The sequence below is a fragment of the Nocardia heshunensis genome (assembly GCF_054782115.1).
Map to the genome: position 1 here is coordinate 1,191,166 of NZ_BAAGTC010000002.1, position 22,319 is coordinate 1,213,484.

The 22,319-nt window shown below is 64.6% G+C and carries 19 protein-coding genes, 3 tRNA genes and 1 pseudogene; 10 read left to right on the forward strand and 13 right to left on the reverse strand.

The window, feature by feature from the left end; all coding sequences use genetic code 11:
* Nucleotides 1-11 precede the first annotated feature (11 nt).
* From ACYVN4_RS05590 to ACYVN4_RS05605, 4 genes are all read right to left on the reverse strand, one after another.
* Nucleotides 12-1,292: a helix-turn-helix transcriptional regulator gene (locus tag ACYVN4_RS05590; RefSeq protein ID WP_460718136.1), complete on the reverse strand. Its 1,281-nt coding sequence runs from the start codon at nt 1,290-1,292 to the stop codon at nt 12-14.
* A 6-nt stretch (nt 1,293-1,298) separates the two neighbouring features.
* A complete protein-coding gene (locus ACYVN4_RS05595; RefSeq protein WP_460718137.1) occupies nt 1,299-1,538 on the reverse strand; it encodes a hypothetical protein in 240 nt (79 codons plus the stop codon).
* A 268-nt stretch (nt 1,539-1,806) separates the two neighbouring features.
* Nucleotides 1,807-2,850 (reverse strand): TerC/Alx family metal homeostasis membrane protein, encoded by a 1,044-nt coding sequence (locus ACYVN4_RS05600; RefSeq protein ID WP_460718138.1) that lies wholly within the window; start codon nt 2,848-2,850, stop codon nt 1,807-1,809.
* A 175-nt stretch (nt 2,851-3,025) separates the two neighbouring features.
* Nucleotides 3,026-3,454 carry a nitroreductase family deazaflavin-dependent oxidoreductase gene (locus tag ACYVN4_RS05605; protein ID WP_460718139.1) on the reverse strand — a complete coding sequence of 143 codons (429 nt, stop codon included), beginning with the start codon at nt 3,452-3,454 and terminating at the stop codon, nt 3,026-3,028.
* Nucleotides 3,455-3,585: 131 nt separating this feature from the next.
* Here ACYVN4_RS05605 and ACYVN4_RS05610 point away from each other — a divergent pair, with 131 nt between their 5' ends.
* From ACYVN4_RS05610 to ACYVN4_RS05635, 6 genes are all read left to right on the forward strand, one after another.
* Complete coding sequence (locus ACYVN4_RS05610) at nt 3,586-3,963, forward strand: DUF4234 domain-containing protein (protein WP_460718140.1); 378 nt, start codon at nt 3,586-3,588, stop codon at nt 3,961-3,963.
* 115 nt (nt 3,964-4,078) lie between these two features.
* Nucleotides 4,079-4,152 (forward strand) — tRNA-Ile (locus ACYVN4_RS05615).
* A gap of 305 nt (nt 4,153-4,457) precedes the next feature.
* Nucleotides 4,458-4,982, forward strand: coding sequence for a VOC family protein (locus tag ACYVN4_RS05620; protein WP_460718141.1), 525 nt, complete (start codon nt 4,458-4,460; stop codon nt 4,980-4,982).
* A gap of 515 nt (nt 4,983-5,497) precedes the next feature.
* Nucleotides 5,498-5,887: a hypothetical protein gene (locus ACYVN4_RS05625; protein ID WP_460718142.1), complete on the forward strand. Its 390-nt coding sequence runs from the start codon at nt 5,498-5,500 to the stop codon at nt 5,885-5,887.
* The gene (locus ACYVN4_RS05630; protein WP_460718143.1) at nt 5,888-8,374 is read left to right on the forward strand and encodes an ATP-binding protein; all 2,487 of its coding nucleotides are present in this window, start codon (nt 5,888-5,890) and stop codon (nt 8,372-8,374) included.
* Between the two features lie 202 nt (nt 8,375-8,576).
* Complete coding sequence (locus tag ACYVN4_RS05635) at nt 8,577-9,005, forward strand: nuclear transport factor 2 family protein (protein WP_460718144.1); 429 nt, start codon at nt 8,577-8,579, stop codon at nt 9,003-9,005.
* 19 nt (nt 9,006-9,024) lie between these two features.
* Here the strand turns inward: ACYVN4_RS05635 and ACYVN4_RS05640 are convergent, their stop codons facing one another.
* From ACYVN4_RS05640 to ACYVN4_RS05650, 3 genes are all read right to left on the reverse strand, one after another.
* Nucleotides 9,025-10,014, reverse strand: a complete 990-nt coding sequence (locus ACYVN4_RS05640; protein ID WP_460718145.1) for an AraC family transcriptional regulator ligand-binding domain-containing protein — start codon at nt 10,012-10,014, stop codon at nt 9,025-9,027.
* A 113-nt stretch (nt 10,015-10,127) separates the two neighbouring features.
* A tRNA-Trp gene (locus ACYVN4_RS05645) sits at nt 10,128-10,200 on the reverse strand.
* A gap of 26 nt (nt 10,201-10,226) precedes the next feature.
* A tRNA-Ala gene (locus ACYVN4_RS05650) sits at nt 10,227-10,299 on the reverse strand.
* 397 nt (nt 10,300-10,696) lie between these two features.
* Here ACYVN4_RS05650 and ACYVN4_RS05655 point away from each other — a divergent pair.
* Together ACYVN4_RS05655 and ACYVN4_RS05660 are read left to right on the forward strand one after the other, a co-directional pair.
* Nucleotides 10,697-13,090: pseudogene (locus ACYVN4_RS05655) on the forward strand ((Fe-S)-binding protein); the annotation flags it as partial.
* Nucleotides 13,091-13,288: 198 nt separating this feature from the next.
* Nucleotides 13,289-14,191 (forward strand): tyrosine-protein phosphatase, encoded by a 903-nt coding sequence (locus ACYVN4_RS05660; protein WP_460718146.1) that lies wholly within the window; start codon nt 13,289-13,291, stop codon nt 14,189-14,191.
* Nucleotides 14,192-14,289: 98 nt separating this feature from the next.
* Here the strand turns inward: ACYVN4_RS05660 and ACYVN4_RS05665 are convergent, their stop codons facing one another.
* The 5 genes from ACYVN4_RS05665 to ACYVN4_RS05685 all read right to left on the reverse strand — a co-directional run bounded on the left by ACYVN4_RS05665 (nt 14,290) and on the right by ACYVN4_RS05685 (nt 19,297).
* Complete coding sequence (locus ACYVN4_RS05665) at nt 14,290-14,835, reverse strand: hypothetical protein (protein WP_460718147.1); 546 nt, start codon at nt 14,833-14,835, stop codon at nt 14,290-14,292.
* 68 nt (nt 14,836-14,903) lie between these two features.
* A complete protein-coding gene (locus tag ACYVN4_RS05670; RefSeq protein ID WP_460718148.1) occupies nt 14,904-15,830 on the reverse strand; it encodes a short-chain dehydrogenase/reductase in 927 nt (308 codons plus the stop codon).
* The gene (locus tag ACYVN4_RS05675; RefSeq protein ID WP_460718149.1) at nt 15,830-17,359 is read right to left on the reverse strand and encodes a flavin-containing monooxygenase; all 1,530 of its coding nucleotides are present in this window, start codon (nt 17,357-17,359) and stop codon (nt 15,830-15,832) included. The genes ACYVN4_RS05670 and ACYVN4_RS05675 overlap by 1 nt, the downstream gene beginning before the upstream one ends.
* Nucleotides 17,360-17,372: 13 nt before the next feature.
* Complete coding sequence (locus ACYVN4_RS05680; protein ID WP_460718150.1) at nt 17,373-18,407, reverse strand: PDR/VanB family oxidoreductase; 1,035 nt, start codon at nt 18,405-18,407, stop codon at nt 17,373-17,375.
* Nucleotides 18,404-19,297, reverse strand: a complete 894-nt coding sequence (locus tag ACYVN4_RS05685; RefSeq protein ID WP_460718151.1) for a metal-dependent hydrolase — start codon at nt 19,295-19,297, stop codon at nt 18,404-18,406. The genes ACYVN4_RS05680 and ACYVN4_RS05685 overlap by 4 nt, the downstream gene beginning before the upstream one ends.
* Nucleotides 19,298-19,395: 98 nt before the next feature.
* Between ACYVN4_RS05685 and ACYVN4_RS05690 the strand changes: the two genes are divergently transcribed.
* Together ACYVN4_RS05690 and ACYVN4_RS05695 are read left to right on the forward strand one after the other, a co-directional pair.
* Nucleotides 19,396-20,016 (forward strand): TetR/AcrR family transcriptional regulator, encoded by a 621-nt coding sequence (locus tag ACYVN4_RS05690; RefSeq protein ID WP_460718152.1) that lies wholly within the window; start codon nt 19,396-19,398, stop codon nt 20,014-20,016.
* A gap of 80 nt (nt 20,017-20,096) precedes the next feature.
* Nucleotides 20,097-21,854, forward strand: a complete 1,758-nt coding sequence (locus tag ACYVN4_RS05695) for an AMP-dependent synthetase/ligase (protein ID WP_460718153.1) — start codon at nt 20,097-20,099, stop codon at nt 21,852-21,854.
* Between the two features lies 1 nt (nt 21,855).
* Here the strand turns inward: ACYVN4_RS05695 and ACYVN4_RS05700 are convergent, their stop codons facing one another.
* Nucleotides 21,856-22,272 (reverse strand): PaaI family thioesterase, encoded by a 417-nt coding sequence (locus ACYVN4_RS05700; protein WP_460718154.1) that lies wholly within the window; start codon nt 22,270-22,272, stop codon nt 21,856-21,858.
* Between the last annotated feature and the right edge of the window lie 47 nt (nt 22,273-22,319).

Genomic DNA, 22,319 nt, shown 5'->3' on the forward strand with positions numbered 1-22,319 from the left:
TTCCGCGAGTGTTATCGGACCGGAAAGCCGCCGCCATCGCGTTCGGTCCGAAATTGTCCGGGTGTCAGGCCGGTTTCTTGCCGGAATTGTCGATAGAAATGCCGGTCGGTGGCGAATCCGGAAGCGGCGGCGATTGCGGACAATGATCGGGCCGGATCGGCTCGCATCAGTCGTCGGGCGTGTTCGACCCGCATCCTGCGCACGAGCAGGGCAGGGCCACCGATGTCTTCGCACACTCGGTAGAGCGTCCGCTTCGAAACAAGACATGCTTGGGCGACCTCGTCGATAGTCAGGTTGGGATCGGTGTAACTCTTGCGGAGGTACGTGAGTATCTGCGTTCGCAGGTTCAGGGTGTCTCTAGCTTCCATTCCCTCCGTGTGCAGCGGACCGATCGAGCTCAAGGGGAAGTTCGAGCGGTAGGCGTCCAGCAGGTCCGCGCCGTACGTCGGTGGCACATAGCAGGAAACGTGTCGCAAATGAATCGGTACGTCGCCGAGCGACAACGTTTGTGAAACCTCGATCGGGAGAGCCGCGAGTTCGGGAGGGGAGCTCGTCAGCCCGCTCTGCTCGAGTACGGCCATTGTTTCTGATTCTGTTGCACCGCAGCACCACTCGATGACAAGGTCGCGATCTCCGTGGGAAAAGGTATTGGCCAGGCCGTGTGTGGTTGCGATGAGGCCGGTGAGCCGCGGTCGTCGGAGGAGTCTGCTGAACAGAAAGTCGCGGGCGACCGGATCGAGATCTCTCGGGTTGGACCAGAGATCGATCTCCGTGGCTTCGGCCGCATGTTCCCGGGCCGACGCGTCACGCCAGAGTGTGTGGCCGCGGCGGAGTCCCGAATCGGCGAGCCGAACTCCTTCCGGAAGGCTGAACTCGACGGCTGCAGTGCCCGACATCGACTGCAGCAGCAGGTGCCCAGACTTCGATGGTGCTGGACGCATGCCGGGAATCCCGCGCACGCCGCCGTATTCCGGGTCGTACCAAGGCAGTAGGCCGTCGATGACGAACGCCGCCATCTCTGGGTGCAATTCGACGTGAGGTATGCCGCCGGGATTCGGATCGACCGACAGTGCGCCGAACAGCGCACCATCGAGTTGCCGATCCCGCAGCAGTTCCGCCAGCCGGAGCAGAATCATCGCCTCGAACTGGCGTTGGTCCGGGGTTGCGGCATCGGGAACCGGCTGGTGTCTCCCTATCCTGCCCTCCTCGGCCCATTGCAGACAGGTGTGCAGCGGAACGCCGGTAGCCCGTGAACATTCGCGTGCCATGCGTTTTCGGTTCGATGAGGACACTGCTGGTCACCTCGAGTCAGGGAGGGTCGGCTCGCTCGGACTCTCCAGGTTCGGAATCGGCTCTCGCCGGTGCGAGTTCAGCAGCACGCCGGCCAGCCGGTTGCACACCCGGACGCGTTGGTCAGGCGTGCAATCGATCAGGAGTTTCTTCATCACGAGAACGATGACGACGTCACGAATGGCTTTGGCCAGTACGACCAGAACCGAAGTGGCGCAGCCGATGATCGTGACCAACTCGAGGCTCATGGCCGACCCCAGTGCGGGGCGGCCCAGCCGATCGCGGACATACCTCTCCTCCAAGCCGTCCGGCGCGGCATCAGAGGCAGGTTTTGGGTCCTGCGAACGGTTTTCGAGGCACGAACAACGCGTGAGCATTCTGCAGCTCACCCTGGGCGGTGCCGGACGGTGCCCCTGGGCTCAGAGCCATGCCTTCGTGCAGGCATCGGCGAGAGTTTATGCGATAGCGCGTTGCTACCGCAACGAGGTGACCATCCGGCGGGCCGCGGAGGCTGAATCAGGCTGTGTGAGCGTCGCTCTCGGCCGGTGCTTCCTGGTTGCGGGTGGCGTGCAGGCTGGTGAGGGTGACGGTGGTCAGGACGACCACGATCACCAGGAGTGAAGCCAGCGTGGGGATTTGGGGGACGCCGTTCCAGATGCCGTGGGCCCAGTGCAGGACCAGCTTCACGCCGATGAAGGCGAGGATGGCGGCCAGGCCGTAGGCGAGGTGGACCAGGCGGGCGAGGGCGGCGTGCAGGACGAAGTAGAGGGCGCGCAGGCCGAGGAGGGCGAAGGCGTTGGTGGCGAAGACCAGGAACGGGTCGCCGGTGACGCCGTACACCGCCGGGACCGAGTCGACGGCGAAGACCACGTCGGTGGCCATGACCGCCGCCACCACCAGCGCGAGCGGGGTCAGGGCGCGGCGCATCTTGGACGGCTGGGCCGGATCTTGTTCCTGCACCACCATTTTGGTGCCCTGGTAGTCGTCGGTGACCGGCCAGAAGCGGCGTAGCAGGCGCACCGACTTCATGGTGGAGATGTCGACGTCCTGTTCGTGCCCGCTCAATGCGTCGGCCAGCAGTTTGACGGCGGTGACCAGCAGGATCAGGCCGAAAAGCAGGAACGCCCAGTCGAGGCTGGCCAGGGCGGCCGCGCCGAGCGCGATGAAGATGCCGCGCAACACCAGTGCACCGGCGATGCCGTACAGCAGCACCCGCTGGGCGAGCGCGGCCGGGACCGCGAAGGCCGACAGCAGCAGCATGAAGATGAACAGGTTGTCCACCGACAGCGACTTCTCCAGCAGGTAGCCGGTGAAGAACTCGGTGGCCGGGGTGGATCCGTTGTTGATCCACAGGAACACGCCGAACACGACCGGCAACGCGATGTAGAAGACGGTCCAGCCGATCGCCTCCCGCATCGACACCTCGTGCGGGCGGCGGGTGAGCGCGAAGTCGAAGATCAGCAGCGCCAGCACCACCACGATGGTGCCGCCCCACAGCCAGGGCGTACCGACGGTGTTGATGCCGGTGGAACTTGCGAGAACGGACAGGGTAGGACTCATTGGACCTCCTCGGGCAGGGAAAACCAGCCGAGGTCTCCTTCACCCATGTCCTGTGGGCGATCACCCGGGGGACGCGACGGCGCGGCCCGTACTGACCGGAATGATTCTTGGGAAGTACTCCCCTCGCCGCAGAGGATAGTCGACCCTTACCTGTCGCGTCCAGTCGACACCCGAATCAGCGCGGCGTGAGCACCACAACAGCAATCGGGCGCGTCGTCATCTTCTGATACTGCGCGTACCGGCCCTGATTCACCTTGTCGGCGAGCTCGAACCGCCGCGCGTAGTCCGGATCGTCCGGGTAGGTGGCCGTCGCGGTGACCGGGATCTTCCGGGTGCCGACCTGAATCTCACAGTCGCCCTTGGCCTTCACATTGGCCAGCCAGCCCGGAGGCTTGGGCGAGCCGCCGTTGGAGGCGGTCACCACGTAACTGTCGCCGTCCTTGGCGTAGGTCAGGGCATTGGTCCGCAGTTGTCCCGTCTTCCGCCCGACGGTCCGCAGCAACAGGGTGGGGTTACCGAACAGCAACTTGTGCCCGACCAGCCCGTTGCTGTTCTCGTAGAGCCATTGGTGTCCCCGCAACACATTCACGAACAGATTCGCCATCGTTCCTCCTGCGATCGTGGTCGGCACCCACATTAACGCTTCACGATCCGGTCACGATCTTGTGGATACGTTTCCCGGGCGCCCTTGCTCGGGGAGTCGAATTCCGCATCACAACAAAAGGATTCATCAGCATGACCACCGCCCTCGCCACGCCGATCAAGCCTCGCAACCCGGTGTTGGTGTGGCTCGTCTGGCCGCTCATCACCCTCGGCATCTACTTCCTGGTCTGGTACTACAAGATCCACAAGGAGATGGCCGAACTCCGCCGCGACCCCGAGGCCCCCGTCGCGGGCCCCCTGCTGGTCATGATCTTCCTGTCCTGGACCGGCATCGCCGCCATCATCAGCTTCTGGCGCACCGGCACCCGCATCCGCGAAACCCAGCAGGCCGCCGGCCTCGAACCCACCTGCCAGCCCGTCCTCGGCTTCCTCCTCAACTTCGTCTTCGGCCTCGGCGTCCTCTACTACCAGCTCGAACTCAACAAGATCGCCGACCGCACCGCCTACTGACCAGCCGTCCTGCCCCACTTCCCCGGGGCAGGACATTCCCCTTTTCCCCCGAGTCAAGTAGGCATTCCCAACCCCCTCGCGATATCATCGCGACGCCCGCGCGCAAGCGCGGTCCGGGGCGGTAGCTCAGTCGGTTAGAGCCGTGGACTCATAATCCATTGGTCGCGGGTTCGAGCCCCGCCCGCCCCACTTCCAGGCTCTGATCAGCTGGTATTCGCCAATCCAGAGTCGGATTGATCCCGCACAAGGCTCGAAGACCAATGGATTCCAGACGTAGATCCGGCGCACATGGGGGCGCTTGACCTGGACGATCTTCGCGAGTTGAAGGAAGACTTCGCCCGGCGTAGCCCTGTTCAATCCGCAGTCGCATCGACGGGTGAATATCGAAGGCATACAGGTCGTTTCCTCCACCCACTGAACTTTGCCAGCCAGAGCGAACCTGACGGTGAGTTGTCGGTGAGCGTTTGGTGAGCGCCCGCAGCAACGCTGTAGCCATGACAAGCAACGCCATAGGCATCGTGAAGGGCCCGGTCTTCCAGATGGGAATCGTAGTCGACGACATCGACACCGCGGAGCAGGCATTCAGTGCCCGCTATGGCGCTCAGATTTGGATGCGTATGCCGCGCATGCAGTTCGGACCCGAGACCACCACCTATCGGGGAGCCCCCGCCGATTACACGATCGACTCCTCCCTCGGCTACATCGGCGGCCAACAGATCGAATTGATCACGCCGGTGTCCGGGACGAATCTCTACACCGAGATGATCGACCGTTCAGGTCCAGGGCTTCAGCACATCGCTTGGGTGCCCGAGGATTTCGATGCCGCCATGGCCCGAGCGGAGGCCATGGGAATCGAGGTCCTACAGCACTGCAGGGTTCCCGACATGGGAATGGAGTTCGCCTATCTCGACGGCGGTCCACTGGGCACGTGCGTCGAACTGCTGCGACTGCCCGACAACGCCCGCGCCATGTTCGACTCGATGATCCCTGCCGGATTCACCAACCCGTGGCAGCGCTGAGGTGGCAAGTGCGCGGCGGCGATCTGCCGATAATCGCCGATCCGCGATCTGGTTGAGCGGCAGGGGGTTTCACGCAGTCAGTTCTGATCGAAGGTGGATTGACCACCGTCCCATCGACTGCACTTTGTCGTAGTCGAGGTGGGGGAGATAGGGGGCTGAGGTTCGATCGGGGCGCGCGCGGCATCATGGGGGGGCTCGAGAACGCGCGAGTGCAGTCATCGGATTGCCTGTGGTCGTCGGCGAGTGCGAAGGAGTGTCAGCTGTAGCTCGCGGATCGGCGCGAAACCCTTCGTCGGCAACCTTGATGTCTCGCGAGGTTGCGGTCGACTCACGCTCCGTCGTCACCGAATCTCGTTGGCATGAGCTGGTATTCGGAACCATCGAGAGCACGATAGGTCTCGTCCTCCGAGTCGAGTGTGCGGCTATCTGCAGCTCATCCGGTCGATTCGATTCGGCTGTGCCGCAGGGTTCGATATCTTATGCTGGGGATGTTCAGCGCTGGCTGGGGAGGTTGTATGGAGCCTGTTTCACTAGGCATAGCAGCCGCAGCGTTGTTGGCGTCGAAATTTGGCGAGGGCCTCGCGAAGGACGCCGGAAGTGGCGCCTGGACTGCCATCGGACACCTCCGCGATTTGATCGTCGCGAAGCTTCGTCGTGAGGTCGAAACCGACACGGCGTCAGCCGCGTTGATCGAGGGAGTGATGACGACGCAGAGTCAGGCTCTCGTAGCCGAACGGATCGCGTCGGAGGCTCGTACCGATCCGGGTTTCGCCCGGGAGCTGGACAGGTTGATTGCAGCTGCGCGGCTGGATACGGAAGTCGATTTGTTCGTGGCACACGCGTACGACAACGCGAGGCAAGTCAACATTCGCGGTGACAACACTGGCACCATCAACATGACCTGAATGCGCAAGATTCCGTTGCCCGACTACAGTTCACGTGATCGAGCCCAGCAGTTCAACCTGTCTGGCGACAACACCGGCAACATCACACTCTCGACCATGCACGCAGCTGCGCCGAGACCGGTGGTGACCAGTGCGCTACGTCGTGATCCAGCCGCCTTCATCGGCCGCGGTGGCGAATTGCGAAGTCTGTTGGAAGCGGTGGGGCACCGGCGCTTGGTGTCGATCCACACCGTCGATGGCATGGCTGGTGTAGGTAAGACTGCCTTGGTAACTCGTGCGGCTCATGTACTGGCAGATCAGTTTCCCGATGGCCAGTACTTTGTCGAGCTGCACGCGCACACTCCCGGACAGGTTCCAGCCGACCCGATCGATGTGTTGGCGGAGCTGCTCATCGGGCTCGGGACAGATCCTGGGGGGATCCCCGATAGCCTTTCCGGGCGCCGCGATTTGTGGCGTGACCGGCTCTCTGGCAAACGCGTGCTGCTGATACTCGATGACGCCCGTGACCATGCCCAGATCGAACCGCTACTGCCAACGGGGCGCCAGTGCCTCACACTGGTCACCAGCCGACGTCGGCTGATTGCCCTGGACGATGCGCTACCGCTGACTTTGGATATTCTGGCGCCGGATCCCGCCACCGAGCTGTTCACCACCTTGGCTCGTCGCACTGCCTCCGCAGGTGCCGACCGGGACGCGCTGACCGAGATCGTCCGGTTATGCGGGCGATTGCCGTTGGCGATCGTTCTATTGGCCGGCCGGCTCGCCCACCATCCTTCCTGGACCATTACCAGGCTCGCTGATGAGTTCACGGCCGCTACCGATCGGCTGGGCGAGCTCGACAACGGCGACCGCGCAGTGCGAGCGGCGTTCACAATGTCTTATCGGGACTTGCCGACTGCAAGGCAAAAGCTGTTCCGATACTTGGGTTTTCATCCTGGACTGGACATCGAGAGCGGCGCAGTCGCTGCGCTTGCCGACATTTCGGTGGTCCAGGCGCGGCGGGAGCTGGAGGAGTTGTACGTCGACCATCTAGTCGACGAGACAACACCTGGCAGGTACCGCCTGCATGACCTGTTGCGTGAGTACGCCCGCGCGCTCACCTCCGTTGACCCCGCAGGCGACACCGATCGGGCCTCCCAGCGGTTGCTGGACTACTACCTCACTACCGCCGCTGCAGCAGACCGACACCTCTCTTCTTATCCCCGCCCTGCTACCCACCTTGGTGCCACGTCTGTTACCTCATTGGCCGCTCCGGCAACGACATTCGGCGGCCACGCACAGGCCGTGAAGTGGATGCGTGCTGAGCGTGCCAACCTGCTTGCATGCCTTGAACATGCTGCCGCTTGTGAGCTGCCCCGCCTACCCGGATTGACCGAGGTGCTCGCTGGGCTGCTGGATCAAGACGGCCCCTGGCCGCTGGCCCTGCAACTTCATCAGCGTGCTGCGACGGTCGCAAACCAGCTCGGCGACACAAGCGGTGAAGCCACTGCCCTCGACAACCTGGGGTTCGTGCACATGCGCCTCGGAAACTATTCCGAGTCCACAAGCCTGCACGCCCAGGCTCTTGCCATTTATCGCCAGGTACATAACCGCCTCGGCGAGGCCAATGCGTTGAACAATCTTGGAACCATGCGTCTTGTAGTTGGAGACTCTCTCGAAGCCACCAAGCTGCATGCTCAAGCCTTGACCATTTATCGCCAGATAGGCGACCGCCTCGGCGAAGCCAATGCTTTCGAACATCTGGGCAGCGTGAATGGGCGGGTCGGTGATCATGCTGAGGCGATCGACCTGTTGGGGCAAGCTCTCGCTCTCTATCGCGAGACGGGAAATCGTCGCCGCGAGGCTGACACTCTCGACGATCTTGGGATCGTGCACTGGCGGATTGGGGACCATGCGAAATCCGCCGACCTCCACCGTCAGGCACAAGCCCTCTACCGAGAGACTGGTGATCACCGCGGCCAGGCGGACACTCTGTTCAACCTTGGAAACGTCCGCTCGCAGACCGGGGAGTACACCGAGGCCATTGACCTTTACCAGCAGGCTCTAGCCCTCTACCGCGAACTCGGCGACCGTGTTTCGGAATCCCGGGTTTACACCAACCTGGGCAGCGTGTTGAGCCGTACCGGGAGCCATCCCGAGGCGACCGACCTTCTCCGGCAGGCACTGACCATTTTTCGCGAGATCGGCGATCTACGTGGTGAAGCTGAGGTGCTCAATGAGACCGGGCACTTGATGATTCAGACCGATGAGTTGAAGAGCGCGATCAAGATGTTTACCGAGGCCCTTGCGTTGACGAACCGCATCGATAGCAAGTTCGAACAGGCCCGTGCTCTTGAAGGTCTTGCGCTGTGTCGGGCACGCCTGGGTGAAACAGATCGAGCCGTAGCGCGGTTACATGCGGCGATCGAGATATATCGTCATCTGGGAGTGCCTGAACTCCTGGCAGCAGAGTCTTATCTTGCTGCGCTGCGTCCCGAACACCCATGATGCCGATAGTCAGTGTCAACGCAGTTCGCACAAGGTTGCGGGTTCGAGCCCCGCCCGCCCCACTTCTTGTGCCAGACATGCCTATGGTTGCCGATCTGCGATCTGGTTGAGCAGCATGGGATTTCATCCAGCCGGTTCTGATCGAAGGTGGATCGATGACCGCTTCTTCAACTACACTGTGTAGTAGTCGAGGTGGTGGGAGATGGTCTCGGTGGATCAGGACGTGATCGCTCGATTCTGTGCGGCAGTCGAAGTGGGTGATGTCGACGCTGTGATCGGAACTTTGGCGGTAGACGCGGAAGTGGTGTCTCCGTTGGCCGGTCGCGCGGTATTTCGCGGTCACCATGATCTGCGGGTGCTGTTCGAGATGCTGTTGCCTGCTCTGTCTGGGTTTACCTGGACGCGCCTCGTCTGCGATGGCAGCTCCGTCGTTGCGGTGGCCGAAGCGCGGGTTTTGGGTGTTCGGATCGGGGACGCGATGCTGATCGACCGGGACGTGGACGGGCGCATACAACGCATCACGCCGCATGTCCGTCCCTGGTTGGGGTTGACGTTGCTGGCAATCGTGCTGGTTCCGAGGCTCGTTCGGCATCCCGGGGTTGTCCGCAGAGTTTTCGGGCGCAACAGCTGAGCCGGTGCTGACGAGACCGTTACTGTTCGGTGCCCCAGCGCTTTTCGGCTCGGCGGAGGGAGCGGCGGTCTTCGTAGCCGAGGAGTGTGGCTTGCTCCGAGCGGGTGAGGGGATTGGTTGTGGGGGTTTCGTGGCGGGTTCGGCGGGCGCGGTCGAGTTCGGTCCGCCAGGTGGTGTCGTGGTCGGTGAGGCGGCGTTGGAGGGTTCGGCGGCTCATGAACAGGCGGCGGGCGACGCCGTCGAGGGTGGCGGAATTGTCTTCCAGCGCAGCCGATATCACGGTGGATAGATGGTCGATCCAGGTGGTTGGCCGGGGTTGTGGGGTTGCGCTCGAGGCCGCTACGCGTTGCAGGAGTGTGGCCAGGTGGGGGTCTGCGGTGTGTAGGGGGAGATCGAGGTCTGATTTTCGGACGGTGAGGCTGTCGACCGGGGCGTCGAAGTCGATGGCTTGGGTGCCGAGGGACTCGACCATGCTGGCGTGGCGGCGGGGAGCGGGCTGGCGGAAGGCTACTCGGACCGGGCTTATCGGGACGCCGGTGGCGAGTTTGGCTCGGGCCAGCAATGCGGCTGTGCCCCATTGCATGGCGAGGTCTTTGCCCCGGCCTTCGCCGTTGATCATGGTGATTTCGAAGCTGATGGTGTCTTCGGTTTCGGGGCCCGGGTCGAAATGGAAGTTCGTGCTGATGGCGACGATGAAAGGGCCGACCGTTGCCAGTCCGGCCCCGAGCGTCGGTGCGGTGGAGAAGAGGTAGTCATGTAATCCGGCCTCGCCCATGACATATCGGTCGGCGATACGCATGGCGGTGTCCTCGACGCCGAGTTCGTGCTCCACTACCTCCCAGGTGCGCAGATAGAGGCCGCTCGGGGTGCGGACGCTGCCGTCGGTGGTCTGCCAGCCGGACAGTCCGCAGTCGCGGGCGAGGCGGTCGGGCTCGACCCCGGCCTCGAGTGCGTGACGGAACACCGTCCGCGGCAACAACACAGTGTCGGTAGTTTCCGCCGCCACCATCAACCACTCCCAAAACGCCACCGGGCCCTGCCGCGCTGCCCCTTTCGTGTGGGCCGCGACGGCAAGTATTTCCCAGGTTGGGCGAATGCGCCCGTTCGGTCACGCCTGGATTGCACGCCCGGCAGGAATCGAACCTGCGACGTCCGGTTTTGGAGACCGGCGCTCTGACCGCTGAGCTACGGGCGTAGGCCGCGCTGGGGTGCGCGGGTGTGTGGACCAACCGGGATTTGAACCCGGAACCTACTGTGTGCAAAACAGTTGCTCTGCCATTGGAGCTACTGGCCCAATGAAAAAGGCCGTTCCGTCGGCGGTGAATTCGCCGGGGATACGGCCCGTGTGCGGGGTTCGAAAGCCCTACGGACCGAGGCGATCACCGGCGGCGTGCCACCACGCGAGCGTGGTTTGCGCGATCCCGGTCATTGCCATTCCTTCCGTTGATGTTGTGCCACAACGCTAACAGCGGCCGCGGCCGAGCGGTATCGAATTAATTCGCCGCGATCCGGAGGGGCGAACACGGTAATCGTCATATGTGCTCTGCCGCAAGGGGGTTCAGGTCATAGCTCGGATGCTGGACTCGAGGCCGGTGGCGGTGTCATGATGCAAACATCAAGCGTAAGTTACTGGCGGGTAGCATCGATCTGGTTTGCGGGCGGTGCTTCTCGGGCTGGGGGAGGTCGGGATCGTGAGTGTCACGACGGTCGTATTGGGGATCATCGGCGCTGTCATCACCCTGCTCAGTTGGGGGACATTGGCGGTCGGGCTGGGGCGGATGGTGCGGGTCCTGCGGGCGGGGCAGGCGGATCGGTCACGGTTGCGGCCGGTGCTGCCACGGGCGAAAACCGTTGTGGTGGAGGTGATCGCGCATACGCGAATGAGCAAGTTCCGGTCTGTGGGCTGGGCGCACTGGCTGGTGATGACCGGGTTCCTGGTGGGGATGCTGTTCTACTTCGAGTCGTACGGGCAGACGTTCGACCCGGAATTCCACTGGCCGATCGTGGGGGAGACCCTCGGGTACCGGCTGCTGGAGGAGATCTTCAGCCTGGCCACGATCATCGGGATCGTGGCGCTGATCGCCATCCGGCAGTTGAATCATCCGCGCCGCCCCGAACGGCTCTCGCGGTTCGCCGGGTCGAACTTCGTTGCCGCCTACACCATCGAATTGATCGTGCTGACACACGGTTTCGGTGACGTGCTGGTCAAGGCCGGAAAGATCGCCACCTACGGCGGCAGGCACGTCTCGACCGATCCGCTCACCTTGCAGGTCGCTCGCGTACTTCCCGCCAGCCCCGTGCTGATCTCGGTATTCGCGTTCGTCAAGATGCTCGCGGGCGCGGCATTCCTCTACTTGATCGGTCGCAAACTCACCTGGGGCGTTGCGTGGCACCGGCTTTCGGCGTTCGTCAATATCTACTTCAAGCGTGAGGACGACGGGTCCGTCGCGTTGGGCGCGGCCAAACCCATGATGTCCGGCGGCAAGGTCCTGGACATGGATTCCGCCGACCCGGATCTGGACAGTTTCGGTGTCGGCAAGGTCGAGGACTTCTCTTGGAAGGCGCTGCTCGACTTCGCCACCTGCACCGAATGCGGGCGGTGCCAGTCGCAGTGCCCGGCCTGGAACACCGGAAAACCGTTGTCCCCCAAGCTGTTGATCATGTCGCTGCGCGACCACACGTATGCCAAGGCTCCCTACCTGCTCGCCCATGGTGACGAGGGCAAGCTGTCGGATTCCGAACGCGCAGAAGGTGAACGACCTTTGGTTGCGCCTGCGCAGGGCGGGGAATCCGGCGGCATCATCGATCCCGAGGTGTTGTGGTCGTGCACGACGTGTGGTGCGTGTGTGGAGCAGTGCCCGGTCGATATCGAGCACGTCGACCACATCATCGATATGCGCCGCTACCAGGTGCTCATCGAATCCGAGTTCCCCTCCGAGCTCGCCGGGTTGTTCAAGAACCTGGAGAACAAGGGCAACCCGTGGGGCCAGAACTCCAAGGACCGCCTGAACTGGATCGCCGAAGTCGATTTCGAGGTCCCCGTCTACGGCCGCGACGCTGATTCCTTCGACGGGTATGAGTACCTGTTCTGGGTGGGTTGCGCCGGTGCGTATGAGGACCGTGCGAAGAAGACCACCAAGGCCGTCGCCGAACTCCTCGCGACCGCGGGGGTGAAGTTCATGGTGTTGGGTCAGGAAGAGACCTGCACCGGTGACTCCGCGCGTCGTGCGGGCAACGAGTTCTTGTTCCAGCAGTTGGCGATGCAGAACATCGAGTTGCTCAACACTGTGTTCGAGGGTGTCGAGGCGGCGAAGAAGAAGATCGTCGTCACCTGTGCGCACTGCTTCAACGCCCTCAACAACGAGTACCCGCAGGTCGGTGGCACCTACGAGGTCGTGCACCACACCCAGCTGCTCAACCGTCTCGTGCGGGCCAAGTCGCTGGTGCCGGTGTCGCCGGTGGCGCAGAACGTCACGTATCACGACCCGTGCTATCTGGGTCGGCACAACAAGATCTACAACGCGCCGCGTGAGTTGATGGAAGCCTCCGGCTCGACCCTGGTCGAAATGCCGCGCCACGGCGAACGTTCGATGTGTTGTGGTGCCGGTGGTGCGCGCATGTGGATGGAGGAGAACCTCGGCAAGCGCATCAACGTCGACCGCGTCGACGAGGCCCTGGACACGCTCGAGGGTGGCAACGAGCCGTCGATGATCGCGACGGGTTGCCCGTTCTGCCGGGTGATGCTGACCGATGGTGTGACCGCGCGTAAGGATGGTGGCGAGGTCGGTCAGGGTGTCGAGGTCGTCGACGTCGCGCAGTTGATGCTGCAGTCGATCGCTCGTGTGGATGCGTCGGTCCTGACGGAGAACCTGAAGGTCATCCAGACCCCGAAGGTCGAAGAGCCCGAACCAATCTCAGAGCCGAAGACAAATCCTGAGCCGGTCAAGGCAGTAGTCGCTGAGACCACACCCAAGGCGACTGCCGCTCCGGCCCCGGCCAAGGGCCTGGGTATGAAGGGTGGCGCGAAGGCTCCGGGTGGCAAGGGTCTGGCTATGAAGGGCGGCCTGAAGCCCCCCGGTGCGAAGGCGTGATCTGTCTAGTCCGGGAGGGCCCCAAACCATATATGTTTCGTAGCGTTCCGCGTTTTCCGAAGGGCCGCTGGACTGTTCGCCGCACGATTGCTTTCGGTTCATGTGACGCCGATATACCTGTCGCGATCTATTTGTGGCACCCGCAGTCACGGAGTGTGGCTGCGGGTGTTGCGCGTGAACAGGAGTTTGTAGGTGTCAGTTTCAGTGCGGCGCAGCGGAATTGTTGTCATGATTTCCGCGGGCCTGCTCGCGTCTCCGTTGCTCGGTTCGGTGGTGGCCGAACATTCGGCCATGCTGGGGATGCCGGTCGCGTCGGCGAAGCCCCATCACGAGCAGCGCGTGGACGCGCCCCGGCTGTCGAGCGTGGTCAACTTCCGTGACCTCGCCGGCACCGGTGAGGGCTACCGGGGCCAGGGCAATCATCACCTGAACAAGGGTGTGTTCTACCGCTCGAATGCGTTGACCCCCAATGACGCCGATCTGGCCACCCTCAACGGCCTGCACCTGGGTTCGGTGTTCGATCTGCGCAGTGCCGACGAGATCGCGCAGAAGGCCGACCGGATGCCCGCGGGCGCGGCCTACGTCAATATCCCGATCTTCGCCGGGAATTTGTCCAGCAGTACCCCGAATTTCACTTCGCCGGACGACGCGAAGAAATTCATGCAGGACATCAACCGTTCTTTCGTCACCGATGCCGGTGAGCGCGGGAAGTTCGCTCAGCTGCTGACCCAGCTGGCCGACCAGGACGGTCCGGCCGTATTCCATTGCACCGCGGGCAAGGACCGCACCGGCTGGACGGCGTTCCTGCTGCAGAGCATCGCCCGCGTCGACGACTCGACCATCATGAGCGACTACCTGCTCAGCAACGACTACCTCGCGGCCACGAATTCGGCCACGCTGGCGCAGATCTCGAAGGCGAAGGGCGCTGCCGCCGCGGCGATCTACGCCCCGCTGCTCGGCGTCGACAGCAGCTACCTGCAGGCCGGTATCGACCAGCTGAACACCCAGTACGGCTCCGTCGAGAAGTACCTGAAGGACGGTCTCGGCCTGAAGGGCAAGACCATCGAACAGTTGCGGGACAAGCTGATCAAGTAGCGCGACTCGCGGCGGCGGAGGGCGCCGGCACCGACGCCCCTCGCCACCGCGGTCGGGACTGGACCTGTATTCACACGACCCGCAGCGGAATCGGTCTCCTAGGACACCGCGCCGATGAAGCCGCCGATGGCTGCACCGATGGCGCAGCCGACGATCGCGCCGACCAGGAAGAACCAGATCCCGATCACGATGCCGACCAGGCAGCCGATGACGGCACCGGCGACGATCGCGCCGCCGTCGGCATCCGCGTTGTGCATGAACGGCAGGTCTTGGGCACTGGTCGCGGCTGCCACGGGACCGCCCACGGGGGTGAGGGTGAGCGAGGTGTCGCTGTTCAATGTCGGTGAGACCTGCAGGTTCTGGCCGGTGTCGGCGGCGGTGAGCGTCAGCGGGATCGATCCGACGAGGGTACCGTCGTCACCGACGACCTGTACGGCGTCCGGTGCGAGCACGAAATGGCCGGAGGCCAACGTGATCAGCGCATTGGAGTGGTCGGCCGCCAGGGTGGTGGTGTAGCCGACCTGGCCGTCCATCGCGTTGAGGGTGACATCGGCGAGCCCCGCCTCGCCGTGTGCGGTCGCCATGGTGATGCCCGTGGCCGCGATGGCGAACACCGTTGTCGCCATCATTTTCTTGGTGAACATTTCCGTATCCCATCCGTCCGGGGGTGTTTCCTTTGTCGTCCCCCCGACGAACGGCACCGGATGTGAGATCAATAATGCGCCTGAAGCCGGTCGCTGTCCATGGGCATTTGTGCTGATGAGACGGGTTTTCCGAGGCTGCGCCGCTCGACCTCCCGCAGCAGCCCGTGCACCCGCGGATCGTGCGCCAGCCCGAAGTCGAGCACCGTGCTGATCACACCCCGCAGCAGCGCGTAGGGAACCCAGCCCTTCGGCGAGATCGACTGCGCCGCACGCGCTTCGATGGCATCGGCGAGGGTCTGCGCGGCCTGCGCGGCGCTGATGCGGGTATTCAGCGGCCATGGCAGCAGCGCCTCGATGCGGCGGCCGAGCTCGTCCCGGTCGAGCGTCGCCTGTGTCATCTCGGTGTCGACGATCCCGAAATACGCGACCCCGGCCGAGGCCCCGTGCGGCGCGAGCTCGACCCGCAGCGCCCGCCCCAACTGCTCCACCGCCGCCTTACTGATCATGTACGGCGCGCCACCCATGCCCGGCGCGAACGCGGCACACGAGGATACGACCGCGACATGCCCACGCGCCGCGATGATGTGGTCGAGCGCCGGGTGCACCGTATTGAACACCCCGGTGAGATTGATATCGAGCACGCGGTCGAACTCCGCGGGCGTGATGGTCCGCAGGGTCGCGGGCCGTGGCACCACACCCGCATTGGCGACCACGATGTCGAGATGCCCGAAATAGGCGACCACCTGCGGGATCGCCTCGGCCATGGCGGCCCGATCGGAGACATCGGCGATCACCGGCAATGCCCGCTCACCCAACTCGACGGCCACCGCGGTGGCGGCCTCGGCGTCGACATCGACGATGGCGACCGACGCACCCCGCCGGTACAGGATCGCCGCGAGCTCGCGGCCGATTCCCTGCCCGGCCCCGGTGATCAGGGCGACTCGCCCCGCGGGACGGAACGGTCCGGGACCGGGGAGACAGCGTGGCGTGGACATCAGCGGCTCACTTCCTTGACTGGCGCGGATTCGGTTGTCAGCAGGTAGGACTCGGCGTCGAAGCGCCGGGTGCGGCGGCGGTATTCGAAGCTCCAGTTGGGGTACAGCCCGGCATTGCGGCCGTCGGCCGTGGTGTAGTAACTCTGGCAGCCGCCGGTCAGCCAGACGCTGTCGGCGCTGCGGCGGTCCATCTCGTCGAGGAAGTCGTCCTGCACCTCGGGACGCAGCTCGATTCTGTCGATGCCGTTGTCGCGCAGGGTCTTCAGCGCATCCACGATGTACGCGATCTGTGATTCGATCATGTAGATGGCGGACTGGTTCCCGGCTGCCCCGAACGGGCCGAGGGTGCAGAAGAAGTTGGGGAACCCGGCGACGGTCGCACCCAGATAGCTCTGTGGCTCACGGTGATACAGCTCCGCGATGGACTGCCCGTGCCGTCCGACAAAGCGCTGGTAGGCCGAGGGGATGGAGGTGAATCCGGTGCCGAAGACAATGGTGTCGACCGGATGCTCGGTGCCGTCGCGCAGCACGATCGAACGCTCCCGCACCTCGGCGATGGCCTCGGTGACGACCTGCACATTCGGTCGATCCAGCGCGGGCAGATAGGCATCGGAGAAGATGGCCCGCTTGCAGCCGATCACATAATCGGGCGTCAGCGTCGCACGCAATGCGGGATCGCGTACCTGTCGCAGCAACTGCAATCGGCCCAGCGCCTCGTAGGGATGCCGGAACCGCTTGTCCACCAGGGATATCAACCCGAATCCCTCGATGGCCGCGTACCAGCCACCACGGATTGCCTTCTGGGCAAGCGGAATCCGCCGCAGCAGCGAGCGTTCCAGGCCGAGCGTGGGCCGATCCAGGCGTGGCACGATCCACGGCGCGGAGCGCTGGAACAGCAGCAGTTGCTCGACCACCGGCTGGATCTCCGGCACGAACTGCACGGCGGACGCGCCGGTGCCGATCACCGCCACTCGTTCACCGGTCAGGTCATGGTCGTGATCCCAGTGCAGGGAGTGGAATGCCTTGCCCTCGAACCGATCCAGTCCCGGCAGCTCGGGGTACTTGGCCTCTGCGAAGATGCCCGCCGCCGAGATCAGGATGTCGGCGGTGAGGTCACCCCGCGCGGTCTGCACCTGCCACATCGAGTGTTGTTCATCCCACCGTGCGTCCAATAGCTCCGCACCGAACCGGATGTACCGCAGCACATCATGATCCCGGGCGACCCGCCGTAGATACTCCAGGATCTCCGGTTGCCGCCCATAGGTTCGCGACCAATCCGGGTTCGGCGCGAACGAGTAGCTGTACAGCTGCGATGGCACATCGCACGCACAGCCGGGATAGGTGTTGGCCCGCCAAGTTCCACCCAACTCGGCGGCGCGCTCGAGAACCACCAGATCCTCGAATCCGGCCTCGCGCAGCTTCACCGCCAGCCCGATGCCCCCGAATCCGGCCCCGACGATTGCGATGCGAACATGCTCCACGGTGGACGAATCCGATTTCGGCACAGTTGTTTCCGTGTCAGTCGACATGAATCTTCCTGGTTCAGAGATCGAGCACGAGCGCGTCGCCCGCGGCACGGGAGACGCAGAGCAGCATCCGGTCGGTGCGCTCGGCGGGGGTGAGCAGCCGGTCGCGGTGATCCACCGCACCGGCCCGCACTCCGACCTTGCAGGTCCCGCAGAAGCCCTGCCGACACGAGTAATTCACCTCCGGCGCGACCCGCTGCACGGCGGCCAGTGCGGTTTCGGCCGCGCCGACGTGCACGGTCCGGCCACTGCGTGCGAGCGTGATGTCGAACGGCCGCCCGTCGACCACCGGCAGGGCCGAGAACCGTTCCGTATGCAGCGATCCCGTCGGATCAAGCGCGAACCGGCACCGCTGGGCCGCCGCCAGCATGGCGGGCGGACCGCACACGTAGACCGCCGCACCTGGCTCGGCCCCCGCGATCAGTGCCGCCACATCGGGCGGCCCGAATTCGTCATCGGGCCGAATCTCCGCCTGCGGCAACTCCTCCAGAAACGGCATCGACTCGCGCGAGCGCCCGGTGTAAATCAGCCGTCCGCGCGCCCCGGCCGCCCGCACCATGGGCATCATCGGTGTGATCCCGATCCCGCCCGCGAGAAACAGATACGAGGGCGCGTCCACCAGCGTGAAAGCATTGCGTGGCCCCCGAATCCGCACCCGATCTCCGACCCGCAGCGCCTCGTGCACCTCGCGCGACCCGCCCTCGCCCTCCGGAATCAACCGCACCGCAATCCGATACCGCCGCCGATCCGCCGGATCCCCGCACAGCGAATACTGCCGTTGCCGCCCCGAAGGCAGGAACACATCCACATGCGCCCCAGGCCGCCAGGTCGGCAACTCGCCACCCTCGGCCGCCCGCAACGTCACCGCCAGCACATCCGCCACCGGCCGCTCCAGCCTCTCGACCACGGCCGCGAGCTCGAACCCGCTGCGCCGCAACGGATGTGACGGTGACAGGACCGGCGCTACGGCCCCGGAAACGAACACCCTTTTGTAGACATCCATCGCCCCGCTCAGCACCCGCAACCCCATGGGTACTGTCGCCGCGCTCATTCGGCGGCTGCCCGGGCTGCGGGGGAGTGGGCGAGGTAGCGCAGGGCGGTGTCCATCGGGCCCAGTTGGGAGGGGTGGAAGCCGGGGCGTAGGTAGCGGGGGATTTCGGTGAAGAAGACGGTCCAGCTGGGGATGACGCCGCGGCGGGTGGCGCTGAGGAATTGGCGGGCCCAGAAGCGGCCCTTGTTCGGTGAGGGATCTTTTCGGTAAAGGTAGCCCGCCGACAGGATGAACAGGGGCAGCAGGGTTGCGCTGGCGAGTACGCCCGTGCGGGCCTTGCGCAGGTAGCCGCCGTCGAGATGCATGTACGCGTCGTAGACCACGCTGCGGTGTTCGACTTCTTCGGCACCGTGCCAGCGGACCAGGTCGAGCATCGCCGGATGCATGCCCTTGGCCTCCAGAATGTCGGCCTCGAGCAGCCATTCACCGAGTACCGCCGTGTAGTGCTCCATCCCGGCGAACAGCCCGAGCCGCTCCTTGAGCCACTGCTCCTTGGCCCGCCCGGTCAGTCCGTGGTCGCCGAGGATCCGATCGACCAGCCAGGCAACGCCTTTCACATACGAGTCCACATCGAGGCCGAGCGCCTGCAAATGCTGCCGCGCCGCCTCGTGGCTGGCCGCATGCATGGACTCCTGTCCGACGAACCCGGTCACTTCCTCCCGGAGCCGCTCATCGTCGATATAGGGCAGCGCCTCGGAAAGCGCCTGCGCCATGGCCCGTTCGCCCTCCGGCAACACCAGGTGCATGACGTCGACGATGTGGGTGGCCAGCACCTCGCCCGGAATGTAGTGCAGCGGAACGGTTTCGAAGTCGAAATGGACGTCGCGGGCGGCAATGGCGTGTGCCTCGTCGCCGTAGGGGCGCTTCGTTGCGCCAACCTTCTCAGCCATGCAGGAACCGTACAGCGCAACAAATCCTATTGCAATGTTGCAGCAACAAATCGCATGAGATTGTTGCATCGAGCCGCTCGCCTGCTAGCGTGGACCCGGTGACGACCGCCTCGGAAACCCCGCTGACCCGCACGGATGCCGCCGATGACATCGAGACGCGGATCCTCGACGCGGCGCTGGTGCAGTTCCAGAAGGTCGGCGTCAAGAAGACGACCATCGAGGATGTGGCCAAGCAGGCCGGGGTCGACCGGGTGACCGTCTACCGGCGGCTGGGTTCCCGCGACGGCCTGGTGCAGGCCGTGGTCGGCCGCGAGGTCGCCACCCTGCTCGCCGACCTCACCGGCATCCCGGACCGGCACACCGATCTCGAGGGGTTGGTCGCGGAGGTCTTCGTGACCGTCATCACGCGCTGGCGCGCGCATCCGCTGGTCGAGCGGCTGCTCGCCGTCGAACCGGAGCGAATTCTGGTGAAGCTCACCGTCGATGGCGCGGGCGTCTTCGCCATGTCCGTGGCCGCCACCGTCGGGATCCTTGGCCGCGCCGCCGACGCCGGGCTGTTCGAGGCTCCGGCCGACCTGGCCACGCGCGCCGAAATCGGCTGCCGTGTAGTGCATTCGATGATCCTTGTGCAAGGCGGGCTGGCCGGTCTCGAAACCCCGGAGGAGCTGGCCGAATTCGCGCGCTCGTACCTGGTGCCGATCATCGCCGGACGGGCCTGAGTCCTACCCCTACGTAACCGTAAGTTTGCTCTGAGTATGCTGACCTAGCGATTCGATCCAACGAGGGAGCGACCGAGGTCATGACTGCTGTACCCGCGACCATGTGCGCGGCCTTCCAGGCCACCATTGCCCGCAACCCGGAGGCGATCGCGGTGCGCACCGCGGGCGACGGGGTCACCATGACCTTCGGACAGTGGGGTGCGCGGGCACGGGAGCTGGCCGGTGGGTTCGCGGCACTCGGCGTCGGGCGCGGCTCGAAGGTCGCACTGATGATGACCAATCGACCCGAGTTCTACCCCGTCGACACCGCTGTGGTGCATCTGGGCGGGGTGCCGTTCTCGATGTACAACACCTCCTCGCCCGAGCAGATTCACCATTTGCTGAGCGATTCCGGGGCCACCGTGGTGGTGTGCGAGGCGCAGTTCCTGCCGGTCATCGAACAGGGCCGCCAGGGGACGGACGTGCGCTTCATCGTCTGCCTCGACGGTGACGGCGGCATGAGCCTCGACGAACTCGCCGCCGCGGCCGATCCCGGCTTCGACTTCGAATCCTGCTGGCGCGCTGTAGAACCCGAGGACGTGCTGACCCTCATCTACACCTCGGGCACCACCGGAGCGCCCAAGGGCGTACAGCTCACGCACGCCAATCTGGTGGCCATGGTGGACGCCAGCATCCGGCTCGCCGATGCCACCGCGCAGGAGCGGGTGCTGTCGTTCCTGCCCTCCGCGCACATCGCGGACCGCTGGTCGGCGCTGTATCTGTGCATGGCGCTGGGCAATACCATCACCACCGTGGCCGACCGGGCGGGATTCGCTCCGGGACTGGCGGATTGCCGCCCGACCCTGCTCGGGGCGGTGCCGCAGGTGTGGCAGAAGCTGCGCACCGGGATCGAGGAGAAGCTGGGGGAGGCCACCGGGGCCAAGGCCGCGCTCGCGAACTGGGCGGTTGCGGTCGGGCGTCGGCACTCGGATGCGCTGCTGGACGGCAACCACATCGGTGTTGTCTTGCGGACGCAGCACGCGATCGCGGATCGATTGGTGCTGTCCAAGATTCGCCGGACGCTGGGTCTCGACGACCTCGAGATCGCCATCTCCGGCGCGGCACCCGTCTCGCCCGAATTGCTGCGCTGGTTCAACGGTTTCGGCATCGAAGTCAGCGACGCTTGGGGCATGAGCGAGGTGTCCGGCATGGGGTCCATCTGCCCGCCGGGGCGGTTGAAGATGGGCACCGTCGGAAAGCCGTTGGATGGCTTGGAGGTTCGCATCGCCGACGACGGCGAAGTGCTGGTGCGCGGGCCGCTGGTCATGAAGGGCTACCTGGGTCGGCCCGAGCAGACCGCCGAGGTCATCGACGCCGACGGCTGGCTGCACACCGGCGATGTCGGCGACCTGGACTTCGACGGCTACCTGCGGATCGTCGACCGCAAGAAGGAACTCATCATCAATGCCGGCGGCAAGAACATGTCACCGGCCACCATCGAGAACTGGGTCAAGGCCTTCAGCCCCTTGGTGGCGCAGGCGATCGCGGTGGGGGACAACCGGAAATACAATGTCGCCCTCATCGCACTCGACCAGGATGCGGTCGCCGGGTTCGCCGAAAAGCACGGGTTGGCAACAGATCCCGTTGCCCTGGCCGTGCACCCCGAGATCGAGGTCATGATCGGTGCGGCCGTGACCGCCGCCAACGCCAAGCTCTCGCGGGTCGAACAGATCAAGAAGTTCCGCATCGTGCCCGAGTTCTGGCAGCCCGGCAGCGAGCTGCTCACCCCCACGATGAAGCCGCGCCGCAAGCCGATTCACGCCCGCTACGCGACCCTCATCGAGGAGCTGTACGCCTGAGCTACAGCACGGCCTGGGTCTGGGTCACCTTGGCGACGAGTTTGCCCGCGTCATCACGGATCTCGGTCTCCACCACGATGAAACTGCGTCCGGCATGCAGCGGCGTGGCCGTCGCGGTGGCGTGACCCGAGCGCAGGGCGCGCACGAAATTCGTCTTCGACTCCACCGTGGTCGTCCCCTGCGCACCCTCGGGCAGATTCAGAAAGGCGCACACCGCGGCCGTCCCATCGGCCAACGACATCAGCGCCCCGCCGTGCATGGAACCGCCCAGCGTGCAGAGATTCTCGCGCCACGCCAGTCGGCTGCGCACCAACTCCTGCCCACAATCGAGCACCTCGACCCCGAGCCCCTCGGTGAACGGCATGGTCGCGAACAACTGCGTGCCCACCGGGTCGGTGGTGATCTCCGTGTCGGTCATGAAACCGACTCTGCCCGACACCCGGTCGCAAGTCGATTACCTCGCGG

Excerpts from the sequence above, each read along its gene's own strand:
- ACYVN4_RS05640 (WP_460718145.1), bottom strand. The coding sequence starts at position 10,014 with ATGGTGGCGGCGGAAACTACCGACACTGTGTTGTTGCCGCGGACGGTG.
- ACYVN4_RS05610 (WP_460718140.1), top strand. The coding sequence starts at position 3,586 with ATGACCACCGCCCTCGCCACGCCGATCAAGCCTCGCAACCCGGTGTTG.
- ACYVN4_RS05700 (WP_460718154.1), bottom strand. The coding sequence starts at position 22,272 with ATGACCGACACGGAGATCACCACCGACCCGGTGGGCACGCAGTTGTTC.
- ACYVN4_RS05620 (WP_460718141.1), top strand. The coding sequence starts at position 4,458 with ATGACAAGCAACGCCATAGGCATCGTGAAGGGCCCGGTCTTCCAGATG.
- ACYVN4_RS05605 (WP_460718139.1), bottom strand. The coding sequence starts at position 3,454 with ATGGCGAATCTGTTCGTGAATGTGTTGCGGGGACACCAATGGCTCTAC.
- ACYVN4_RS05675 (WP_460718149.1), bottom strand. The coding sequence starts at position 17,359 with ATGTCGACTGACACGGAAACAACTGTGCCGAAATCGGATTCGTCCACC.
- ACYVN4_RS05600 (WP_460718138.1), bottom strand. The coding sequence starts at position 2,850 with ATGAGTCCTACCCTGTCCGTTCTCGCAAGTTCCACCGGCATCAACACC.
- ACYVN4_RS05685 (WP_460718151.1), bottom strand. The coding sequence starts at position 19,297 with ATGGCTGAGAAGGTTGGCGCAACGAAGCGCCCCTACGGCGACGAGGCA.
- ACYVN4_RS05670 (WP_460718148.1), bottom strand. The coding sequence starts at position 15,830 with ATGTCCACGCCACGCTGTCTCCCCGGTCCCGGACCGTTCCGTCCCGCG.
- ACYVN4_RS05635 (WP_460718144.1), top strand. The coding sequence starts at position 8,577 with ATGGTCTCGGTGGATCAGGACGTGATCGCTCGATTCTGTGCGGCAGTC.
- ACYVN4_RS05625 (WP_460718142.1), top strand. The coding sequence starts at position 5,498 with ATGGAGCCTGTTTCACTAGGCATAGCAGCCGCAGCGTTGTTGGCGTCG.
- ACYVN4_RS05595 (WP_460718137.1), bottom strand. The coding sequence starts at position 1,538 with ATGAGCCTCGAGTTGGTCACGATCATCGGCTGCGCCACTTCGGTTCTG.
- ACYVN4_RS05680 (WP_460718150.1), bottom strand. The coding sequence starts at position 18,407 with ATGAGCGCGGCGACAGTACCCATGGGGTTGCGGGTGCTGAGCGGGGCG.
- ACYVN4_RS05665 (WP_460718147.1), bottom strand. The coding sequence starts at position 14,835 with ATGTTCACCAAGAAAATGATGGCGACAACGGTGTTCGCCATCGCGGCC.
- ACYVN4_RS05695 (WP_460718153.1), top strand. The coding sequence starts at position 20,097 with ATGACTGCTGTACCCGCGACCATGTGCGCGGCCTTCCAGGCCACCATT.
- ACYVN4_RS05630 (WP_460718143.1), top strand. The coding sequence starts at position 5,888 with ATGCGCAAGATTCCGTTGCCCGACTACAGTTCACGTGATCGAGCCCAG.